This is a genomic window from Bacillus sp. B1-WWTP-T-0.5-Post-4, from assembly GCF_009183795.1.
Lineage (GTDB): Bacteria > Bacillota > Bacilli > Bacillales > Bacillaceae_G > Bacillus_A > Bacillus_A cereus.
The window spans coordinates 636,258-647,799 of sequence record NZ_WEIJ01000003.1; the positions used below are offsets into that span (position 1 = coordinate 636,258).

Genomic DNA, 11,542 nt, shown 5'->3' on the forward strand with positions numbered 1-11,542 from the left:
ATTACAGTTGTTCCTTTTTACTTTCTTATAACACATCAGATTTTTTATTCTACGCTTGTTTCTAAAACTACATCCGCAAAAGTATTATCATCACCTATATTTAAAATCACTTCACATTGACGCAATCTCAATTCAAAGAGCATGATAGAATCGTGATAGATTTCAGGATTTGATTTCATCTTATGTAATATCTCTTGTTTTTCTTGTATTTCTAAATGCGTGTTTTCTACAGCTTGCTTTAAGGAGTTAAATGGATTCCTAAAGAATATATTAATATCTCGCTCTTGTGTGTTTTCAAACAGCTCAAATTGCAAGAAAAATTTCTTCATAATAGAAGCCGTTACTTCAGTATAATCTTCATTTTCTACATACTGTTTGTATTTGTTATATAGCATAGATTTATTTTTAGGAAGAACTCCAAATAATTTACCGGCACTTTTCAGTAAAAATTGTGCTGGCGTAAATCGACGTAAAATATTTACTTCATCCATTTGTATTCTAGTCGTCATCCTGTCAGTATCTCTGCGCCAGTCATCAAGTACTTTAAAGTCACATTCTAACTGTATTCTATTTTCTCCAAATAGTGAATTAAGCCCTTCACTAAGTTCTTCTAAATACGTTTGACTTTGAAGAAGCTCATTATTAGAAGTTGCAATCCAATTTTGCATAGAAAGAGCCAGATTAGGTAACACAGTTTGTTCTAAATATTTATGCACTCTTTCATTCATTGCTTTATTTAGTTCCGTATCCATGTGCCCGAAATCACTTTCTTCACTAATTAAATTAGAACAGCTCTTTAATATCTTCGGAATATTTTCAGTAAGATCATTTGTAATTTCAGTCTTCATTGAACGATATGATTGTGTAATGAAATGAATTTTTTCCCTCTCAAATGTAGTAAGGTTATTAATGCTACCGTTTAGTTTCACTAGCATATCTTCATTCCAATTAATAGCATCCACCAGATTATTTTCTTTCTCAACACGTTTATCCAAAAGATATGTAATTGTTTTTCGAATGAAAAATAATAACTTTTCAGTACGTTCTGCATCGATATTTTTATGATTAAAGTTAAAATGAATAAACTCAGTTAAATCATTTAATTGTTGACTACTTGTATATAACGAGGAATAAGGGAAAATTCTCGCATACGGGAAATATGTGTTTATTCTCGTTGCCGTATCATGTAATACCCTTTTCACTTCTGCTTCACTGTAAATGTTATCGATTTTATTTAATAAGAAATGAATTTGTAAATTTGGCGTATGCTCTTGAATACTTAATAGAATGTCACGTTCTTTATCAGTAAAAGGTGAATCCGCATTCAATACGAACAGTAATTCGTCTACAGAATTTAAATATTCGAATATCTCATCTCTAGTGTCGTTATTCCTATTAAAGCCAGGTGTCACTACAAATGTAAGTTTATTTTCATTTAAAAATCTACATGGTAATTTAAATTCAACACACGCTCTATCTCTATATGTTTGATGGTGCTGAGACATCATATTATGGTAATCAGAGACATCTTCCGTTGTTGTAATTGCTGAGTCTGTTATAGCGTTTATTTCTATATGAGCATCATTTTTTAAAACTACTACATTTGAAATTGATTTTTCTAATATATTTTCTCCTAATATAGAGTTAATAAATGTAGTTTTTCCGTTCCCTGAAGTTCCCGTTACTAAAATACGATTTGTTCTTAAATCTGCGAGCTCGTCAACTAACCATTTAAATCGGTGACCTATTTCTATATTCTGCTTTTGTGCCCACTGTGTAATAGATTCAAAAAGGTGTAAGCTGTACTCTAAGCCATTTACATGATTAATAGAATGTGACAGTAAGTTTTCCGCATGTTCTATATTTGCTGAATCTATTTTGGAAGGGAAAATCTCATCCCATGCCAATACAGCTGCAGATGGAAATACAGCATAAGATGGATTGACTACCTTTAACCAATTTGCTAACAGATTTGGAATGATATCGTTTAATTGTCTAAGCGTATATTGACCTTGAATTAATGCAAAGTACGTTTCTTCGTAAAGAGCAGAAACTTTGTTCCATATATCGGACGAATGTATTTCAATATGTAAGAAAAATTCATTTATTGTGTTAAGCCACAATAAGTAATTTTTTTCATTTTTATAACTGTTCCAGAGTGATGAAACCATTTGCGTAAATTGTACTTGATCTACATTATTTAATGTAGCTAATGCATCATAAAAATAGTCTGGTGAAATATGTTTAGTAAACCCTTTATCGATATATCCTTTTAACACCTCAAACCAAGGATACGATTCTATGCGAATTAACTCATTCACAGCAAGCTCTACTGCACTATCAAAATCTTGCTGTTCCTCATAAAAGGAACGGGCAATTTTTGTGACATTCGGATAATCAGGATTTAAAGAAACTGCTTCTTTAATAACACCGAAAGCTGAGTCAAAATTATTTTGCTCAATGTAAAGAGAAAGTAATTGTAGTCTAATTTCGGTCATCAATATTTTATTATCAGTAGTAATAGAAGTATAAATATTTTCAGCAAATGATAACTGATTCAGTTCGAAATAAGCATCCGCAATATTTTTTTGTGCCCATGGTGCTAATTCATTACTAACCTTCTCCCATTTAAAAATAGCTGCTTCAAAATCTTGATGACGATAATAAAATTCACCTTGTGCAAAACGAATATAAGACCCATCAGAAATCTCATTTTTTTCTTCGTTTACATAAGCTTGTCCAAGTACGTCAAGAGTTGGTTTTGTTTCATTCTCCATTAGGAATGTTTCATAATACATCTTTTTTATTAATTGTTTTTCTAATCTCATCTTTTCCCCCACTATATCTTGAAAATACATTTTTAAGATATGTCAATACTTTTTGTATGTATGCTTTTTATCTTAACAAAGAATATCTTTTGGAAAATTTCATTTTCCTTTCATTTTTCAAGTTAGATTGAATTTTTATGAGAAAAGTTTCAGTTTTTTTTCAATTCCCTTTCAGTTATGAAACAGCATTAAATGTTCCTAATAACCTAATAACACTATAATATTCCACATTATATTATCAGGAAAATCCCATATAAACCATATTATAAAAACAATCTATATTGAATTTATATACATAATTCACTGTGCTGTCAAACAAAAAAACAACAATAGGAGCCAACAGCTATTCATACCATTTCTTTCTCAAATTGTTTTCCTTTAAAATGTTTCAGTAGTTATGTAATTAAATTCCATTAACCTATATAAATAACTAGTCCAAAAAATATCTATATGCATATCATGTTATAGTAAAGAATTTAGGAGATCCTAAAAGGAGGCATTTTCATGTTTGAAGATAAATCTAAAATAAATTACCCATATGAATTTACTGAAACTACAACAGTTCCTCTAAAGAACCCCATTGATAAAAAATTCAAGAACGGCACAGGTACACATAACTTCCCAATTAAGAAGCACTATAAAGAGCAAGTTCTATACACTGAAAAAATTAATAATAATAAAAATAAGTAATTGTATAGACCTTTATAACAATTAGCCAAATAAGAAGCAACATTTGGCCATGCATAGTTATTTAGTTAGTAATGATACAATTCATGCACATTTTAAAAAGTGCTGTATACAGCGCTTTTTTATACATAGATAAATTTAAGCTAACGCAACCAAGAAATAAACTGCAAAATTACTCCACCTTATTCTCGTTTAACTATTAAATCTACATATGAAAAGGGAGCAACAGTAAATGTTGCTCCCTTTTGAAATATAATTTATTCACTCTACATAACCCTCTTAAACATCTTCTCCAACTCATAAGTAGAATGATGCACAAGAATCGGTCTTCCGTGTGGGCATGTGTATGGGTTTGTTGTTGTACGTAATTCTTCCAGTAAGGCAAATATTTGATCGTTCGTTAAATATTGATTCGCTTTAATGGATGCTTTACAGCTCATCATGATGGCTGCTTCTTCACGTAACTTTTTAATATCCACTTTTTTTAGTTTAACAACTTGCTCCATCATTTCATCGATAATTTCTGTTTCTTGTCCTTTCGGGAACCATGTTGGATGCGAGCGGACGATAAAAGATTGATGGCCGAATTGTTCTAAAAATAGCCCGACTTTTTTTAGTTCTTCTAACTGTTCTTCGACACGTAAAAATTCAGTAAGAGATAGATCAATACGGTACGGTACAAGTAACTCTTGTACTTCTTGCGCTACCCTTCCTACTTTATCACGGAAGTATTCATAATTAATACGTTCCTGCGCGGCATGCTGGTCAATCATATATAAGCCTTTATCATTTTGAGCGAAAATATATGTTCCATGCATTTGTCCAATTGGATAAAGTGGTGGTAAGTCATTCCCGTTCATTTCAATCTCTTTTATTTCCCGAACTTCTTCTTCTAATTCCTCTAGTTCAAAATCCTCTTCATTACTGTCCCACGATTTCTCTTCTTGAATTGGTTCTTCGATTATCGGTTTAGTGGATGGTTGCCAACTTTGTTCTTCTCTTATGAGCGACTGTGGTGGTTGCCATTCTTGTTTCGGCGGTTGCCACAGTTGTGGTGGCTGTTTCACAGCCTGCGGTTCTTCTTGTTTTGCATCCATGCCAGTTGGTAAAACAATGTCCGGCATAGATGGTTCTTTCGGCTTCGCATGCTCAAACTGGAACTGTTCTTGCACACTTTCGTCTTTTTCTTTTTTCTTCGTTGTTACGCCTGCATCTGGAATGAGCTGTATTTTTTTAAATGCAGCTTGCAATGTTTCTTCGATCAGCTTTAGCAATTCTTGTTCTTTACTAAAACGAACCTCTAACTTCGCTGGATGTACGTTAACGTCAACTAGCATTGGATCCATTTCAATCGATAAGAAGCCAATTGGATACCGGCCGACTGGCAGTAATGTATGGTATCCTTGCTGAATTGCTTTCATTAGTACAAAGTTTCGAACGTAACGACCATTTACGATCGTTGACATATAATTACGAGATGCTCTCGTTACTTCTGGTAATGTTACATAACCTTTAATTGTAAAGTCTAAAGATTCAGCTTCAATTGGAACAAGCTTCTTCGCAACTTGAATACTGTAAATCGATGCAAGTACTTGTCTTACATCACCGTTACCTGATGTATGAAGCAATTTCTTTTCATTATGAAACAGTTTTAACGATACTTCTGGATGTGACATTGCAATACGATACACGATATCTGTAATATTCCCGAGCTCCGTATGAATGGTTTTCATATATTTAAGACGCGCTGGTGTATTAAAGAATAAGTTTTGTACTGTAATATCTGTTCCTTTTCGGCTCGCAGTCTTCTCTTGCTTTATAATGTCTCCACCTTTAATTATGAGGTGTGTACCAGGCGCATCACCTGTGCTAGTAATTAATTCTAATTCACTAACAGAGGCAATACTCGGCAATGCCTCACCGCGGAAACCGAGTGTTCTTATGCGAAACAGATCGTTTTCATCTTTAATTTTACTCGTCGCATGGCGTTCAAAAGCGACGATACAGTCTTCTTCTGCAATACCATCACCGTTATCAATGATACGAATTTTCGATAACCCAGCTTCTTCTAAGTGGATTTCAATAGATGTACTATTCGCATCGATAGAATTTTCCACAAGTTCTTTTACGACTGAAGCAGGGCGCTCTACTACTTCCCCTGCCGCAATTAAGTTAGAGAGTTGGTCATCGAGTTTGCGAATTTTCCCCATCTACTTACTCACCCTTTCTTTAACTTTTTCTGTAAGCGATACAATTCGTTCATCGCTTCTAAAGGTGTCATATCAAGTAAATCGATTTTTTTAATTTGCGCCAATACTGCTGTTTCTTTTTGATCTAGCAGAGGTTTGTCTTGTTTCTTCGAAGACTGTTCTCCTCCAAAGAAAGATAGTTGCGATTCTTCTTCAGTCTCTACTTTCGTTTCCTGTATTTCTGCTATTTCCTCTTTTACAACTACAGGTTCTGGAGCAGCTTCTTGTACTTTCACTTCTACTCGTTTTGGAATAATAATTTCTTCCTGTCCTTCTAGCTGTGCTAACACTTCTTTCGCGCGGGCGATTAAGCTATCTGGAAGCTCTGCAAGTTGCGCAACGTGAATTCCGTAACTTTTATCTGCTGCCCCGTCTTGAATTTTATGAAGGAATACTACTTTTCCATTCTCTTCAATTGCTGAAACGTGTACATTTTTCAGTTGATCTAAACTCTCTTCTAACACCGTTAATTCGTGATAATGCGTAGAGAATAACGTTTTTGCACCAATTTGGTCATGAATATGTTCAATAATTGCTTGTGCAAGTGCCATACCATCATAGGTAGATGTACCGCGTCCAATTTCATCGAATAAAATTAAACTTCTTTCTGATGCGTTTGCAATTGCATTTTTCGCTTCTAACATTTCGACCATAAATGTACTTTGACCTGATATTAAATCATCCGCTGCACCAATTCTCGTAAAGATTTGATCAAATACAGGTAATACTGCTTCTGTTGCTGGTACGAAACAACCGATTTGCGACATAACCGTTACAAGTGCTAATTGTCTCATATACGTACTTTTACCAGACATGTTCGGCCCTGTAATTAAAAAGACATCCATATTCTCTGGCATAATACAATCATTCGGTACATACAATTTCCCGTTCAATACTTTTTCAACGACAGGATGACGACCATCTTTAATAAAGATTTCGCGCTTCGTTGTCAGTACAGGTTTTACAAACTGTTCTTCTTCACTAACTGTCGCAAAACTTTGCAGTACGTCTAATTCACTAATTACTTTCGCTAAATGTTGTAATTTCGGAATAAATACTTTTACTTCTTCACGAAGTGCTGTAAATAAATCGTATTCTAGCTGTACGATTTTTTCTTCAGCTTCCAAGATTAACGTTTCTTTTTCTTTCAGTTCATCTGTAATGAAACGTTCAGCATTAGCAAGCGTCTGTTTACGTTCATAGCGACCTTCTGGAAGTGCTGCAAGATTCGCTTTCGTTACTTCAATGTAGTAACCGAAAATACGGTTGTATCCGATTTTTAACGATTTAATTCCAGTAATATCACGTTCTCTTTTTTCAAGCTCAGCAATCCACGTTTTCCCGTTTTTACTCACGTAACGATATTGATCAAGCTTGTCATTATAACCATCTTTAATAATATCTCCATCTTTAATTGAAAGCGGTGGGTTTTCTTGAATACTTCTTCCTAGTAATTCTGTTAAGCTTTCACATGGATCTGCACCTTGAATTAATCTCGATGCATAAGCGTTATCTAACAAACTAATTGCTTCTAAAATAGCTGGCACTTGAAGTAATGAACGTCTTAATTGTAATAAGTCTCTTGCATTTACGTTACCAAATGCAACTTTTCCTGCTAAGCGTTCTAAATCATATACTTCTTTTAACTTTTCTTTTAAATCTTCACGTAAGAAGTAATCATTTACAAACGTTTCAACCATTTCTAAACGCTCTTCAATTCTTTCTTTCTGTATAAGTGGACGTTCCATCCACTGTTTTAACATACGACCACCCATAGCTGTTTTCGTCTTGTCCAATAACCATAATAGTGATCCTGTTTTTTCTTTCGTCCGAAGTGTTTCTGTCAGTTCTAAATTTCGCTTTGAATGTACATCAATTTTCATAAATTGATTCGTATAATAAATTTCTACTGGTTGCAAATGATCTAAAGAACGTTTTTGCGTTCTTATTACATAGTTAAATAAACGTCCAACTGCTTTAATTAATTTTGCTTGTGAAACATTTTTCACAAGATGTTCTAATCCTTCCGGAATTGCCGTTGCATCTTCATACGAAATCGTCATTTTCAATGTTTCAGTTAACTTGTTTAGTTCATCTTTAGAAAATGAAGAATCAACAACAATTTCTTTCGAACCAGTTGCATACACTTCTAATAAAATATCTTCTACTGAACCAGTCAGTAACGTTACTGTATTTTGTCCAGTCGTTAAGTCGTTACAAGCTAATGCATATGATCCATCTTCAAAATGTGTTAATGCGGCTAAGAAGTTGTTTTCTTTCTCATCAATTGTACGCCCTTCCATCATCGTTCCTGGCGTAATTAATTGTACTACTTCACGACGTACTACACCTTTAGCTGTTTTCGGATCTTCTACTTGCTCACAAACAGCTACTTTATATCCTTTTTCAACAAGTTGTTCAATATAGTTTTTAGCCGCATGATATGGTACACCGCACATTGGTATACGTTCACTACTACCGCCATCTCGGCTCGTTAATGTAATTTCAAGTTCATGGGCTGCTTTAACAGCATCCTCAAAGAACATTTCATAAAAATCGCCTAAGCGAAAAAATAAAAAGGCATCTTGATAATCTGCCTTAACCTTTAAATATTGCTGTATCATAGGCGTATATTGAGTCATACTTTTCCTCCATAATTCTTACATGATAATCTATTTTCATATATGTCGCATTTCACGGACACTCTTATCTCCTATTTCAGGAGTCTTTCTTCATTATAACATATTTCATAAAGAATCATGTTCATTCAGCGCCACTTATGTAAAGTAAAAAGCTAGGAAGAACTTCTCCCTAGCTTTCTATTACTCTTCTTCTGCATCAACGATAAAGTTCGGATCTAATTCTTCAAATTCATCATCAGCAATTTGGAAATCATCATCTGATTCTACGCAGCCTTCAGGATTTACACTTACACAAATTTTCGTTTCTCCAACTACTTCTGTTACAAATTCACGTTCTACAGTTACAACAATTTTATTACCATTTGGTGATACAAGTGCTTCTAAACAATTTGGCGGCTGAATAACACGAGCAATAATTTCTAAATCGTCACCAGAAAAGTTTTTATCACGATAACCAATACTTACTTCGTCCGTGTAGTTCACACGTTCTGTTACAACTTCAGTCTTTGTATTTCCATCAAATGAATACCAAGTGTTCACATCATAGAAACCTTCAATTTCCACATGTTTTCCATTCTTTCTTGCTTCGTACGAGTGGTTAATTACCCAGCACCCTAAAATACTTGTTGGCTCATTATTCGATTCACATGTATGCGTTGACTTTGTATACTTACGTCCTTTTCCAACCACTGCTTTTGTAATAATCTCTCTAAATTCGGACATTCGTAACCCTCCTCAATCACTATTCACTTAATCATATGCGTGACAATAGCGGAATGTGTCATTCTTTTTTTGAGAAGACCTTACGTTTAATCCACAAAAAAAGAGATGTCAATATGACATCTCTTTAACAACCACAATTTCCTTTTTTACTTTCTACCGCTGCGCCAGTTTCACCCTTTAGTACATCACCACCAGTTGAAATTAATATTTCATCTGTTACGTTGTTAGAAATTGTACTAGCAACTAACTGTAATAAGTCATTTACGTATGTTTGTGAAGATTTAAATTGTTGTACGACTGGAATACTGTCTAACTTATCTTGCAATGCATCAATTTCAGCTTCTACCTTTTTTAAAGCTTCCCATTTCCCGTAATGTTGCAAGTTTACTGCTTGTTTTTGCAGTGCTTTAATTTCATCGATTGCGCGCTTTACATTTTCATTTTTATGAATTTGCGCCTCTGCTTTCTTAAAAAAATCAACTTCTTCTGTTTCAGAAATCATTTTTGCTAATTCTTTCGCTTGTTCAACAATGTCATCTTTCGAATATACTTTCATCTATTATTTCACCTCAATCGGCTCTTCAACTAATTCCCCGTTAAGAGACCAAGTTTTTGCTTCCGTTATTTTTACTTTCACAAGCTGACCAATTAAAGATTTTGAAGCGACGAAGTTTACAAGTTTATTCGTACGAGTATAACCTGCAAGTACTTCCGGATTATTTTTACTTTCCCCATCAACTAACACTTCTACAATTTGACCTTTGTAACGACTATTCTTTTCAATTGCCAACGTATTTACTAGTGTATTTAAGCGTTGAAGACGTTCTTTCTTTACTTCCATCGGTACATTATCTTTCATTTTTGCAGCTGGTGTACCTTCGCGAGGAGAGTAAATGAATGTAAAGGCAGTATCAAACCCTACTTCACGATATAACGACATCGTTTCTTCAAATTGCTCATCTGTTTCATTTGGAAAACCAACGATAATATCTGTTGTTAATACTGCATCTGGAATTGCTTCTTTAATTTTTCTTACAAGTTCTAAATAATGCTCACGCGAATATTTACGTGCCATAATTTTCAACATATCCGTACTTCCAGATTGAACTGGTAAATGGATATGTTCTACTAGGTTGCCACCTTTTCCAAGCACTTCAATTAAGTGATCATCGAAATCACGTGGATGGCTCGTTGTAAAACGAATACGGGCAATATCAACTTTACGAAGTTCGTCCATTAAATCGCCAAGACCGTATTCTATATCTTCAAAGTCTTTACCATATGCATTTACGTTTTGACCAAGTAAAGTAATTTCTTTATAACCATTTGCAGCTAAATGACGAATCTCTTGGATAATATCTTCTGGACGTCTACTTCGCTCTTTTCCGCGTGTATACGGTACAATACAATACGTACAGAATTTATCACAGCCATACATAATATTTACCCAAGCTTTAATATCACCACGACGTACTTTCGGAAGGTTTTCAATTACGTCACCTTCTTTTGACCATACTTCAACTACCGTCTCTTTCGAGAACATCGCATCTTTTAGAATGTACGGTAATCTATGAATATTATGCGTTCCAAATACCATATCTACATGCTGATTTTTTTGCATAATTTTATTTACAACAGATTCCTCTTGAGACATACAACCACATACACCAATTAAAAGGTCTGGATTTCTTCGTTTGAGTGACTTTAAATGGCCTAGCTCACCAAACACCTTATTTTCAGCATTTTCACGAATTGCACAAGTGTTTAATAAAACTACATCTGCATCCTCAGTTGAAAAAGTTGGTTCATATCCAAGTGCGGTGAAAATACCTGCCATTACTTCCGTATCATGCTCATTCATTTGACAACCATATGTACGAATATAGAACTTTCTTCCTGTACCAAAATTGCGAAACTCTTCAGGTAAGCCAAAATCCCGTTCAATTTTAACTTCTTCTTTCCCACGCTTTTTCGCATCCTTTAAGGAAGGTGGTTGATATACATTTTCAAAGTATTTACTATAATCTTTCTCTTCTTTTTTCGTAGAGGAATTTGCTTGTTGACTTGCTAATCGTTGTTGCTCGTTCATCGGTAATCTCCTTTCACCCTTAACTATACATACTCTATAGTCCATTTTAATGCGCCTAGACTCACCTCAAAAATGGTTAGATAGCTTGAGAGATAACTTGTCCTTTGAAACTTGAGTAATCAATCTAATCATTCATAAGAATGAAGTCTTCCCCACGCAAATAGACATTCCCTTTTTATCATTTCTTGTTGTCCTACCAAAAAGCATATTGCTTTATCCCTATAAACATTACCATAGTATGATGTATTTCGCCAATTTTAACAATAAAGAGGCCCTTTATTATCTTACATTTCATAAGCAATGAACTTGCCATTTTCATACAAC

The 11,542-nt window shown here is 34.2% G+C and carries 7 protein-coding genes; 1 reads left to right on the top strand and 6 read right to left on the bottom strand.

What is annotated here, in order from left to right; all coding sequences use genetic code 11:
• Positions 1–44 precede the first annotated feature (44 nt).
• On the bottom strand, positions 45–2,828 hold the full coding sequence (locus GBN91_RS13940) for a dynamin family protein (protein ID WP_001235307.1): 2,784 nt from the start codon (positions 2,826–2,828) through the stop codon (positions 45–47).
• Positions 2,829–3,332: 504 nt separating this feature from the next.
• On the opposite strand from GBN91_RS13940, the gene GBN91_RS13945 reads away from it, so the two are divergent.
• The gene (locus GBN91_RS13945) at positions 3,333–3,518 is read left to right on the top strand and encodes a hypothetical protein (RefSeq protein WP_000461138.1); all 186 of its coding nucleotides are present in this window, start codon (positions 3,333–3,335) and stop codon (positions 3,516–3,518) included.
• 263 nt (positions 3,519–3,781) lie between these two features.
• Here the strand turns inward: GBN91_RS13945 and mutL are convergent, their stop codons facing one another.
• From mutL to miaB, 5 genes are all read right to left on the bottom strand, one after another.
• Positions 3,782–5,725, bottom strand: coding sequence for a DNA mismatch repair endonuclease MutL (gene mutL / locus GBN91_RS13950; protein WP_000516465.1), 1,944 nt, complete (start codon positions 5,723–5,725; stop codon positions 3,782–3,784).
• An 8-nt stretch (positions 5,726–5,733) separates the two neighbouring features.
• Complete coding sequence (gene mutS, locus GBN91_RS13955) at positions 5,734–8,406, bottom strand: DNA mismatch repair protein MutS (protein ID WP_000196026.1); 2,673 nt, start codon at positions 8,404–8,406, stop codon at positions 5,734–5,736.
• Positions 8,407–8,586: 180 nt separating this feature from the next.
• Positions 8,587–9,129, bottom strand: coding sequence for an outer spore coat protein CotE (gene cotE, locus GBN91_RS13960; protein WP_001288799.1), 543 nt, complete (start codon positions 9,127–9,129; stop codon positions 8,587–8,589).
• Between the two features lie 124 nt (positions 9,130–9,253).
• Positions 9,254–9,685: a YlbF/YmcA family competence regulator gene (locus GBN91_RS13965; protein WP_000870461.1), complete on the bottom strand. Its 432-nt coding sequence runs from the start codon at positions 9,683–9,685 to the stop codon at positions 9,254–9,256.
• 3 nt (positions 9,686–9,688) lie between these two features.
• Complete coding sequence (gene miaB / locus GBN91_RS13970; protein WP_001005378.1) at positions 9,689–11,218, bottom strand: tRNA (N6-isopentenyl adenosine(37)-C2)-methylthiotransferase MiaB; 1,530 nt, start codon at positions 11,216–11,218, stop codon at positions 9,689–9,691.
• Positions 11,219–11,542 lie beyond the last annotated feature (324 nt).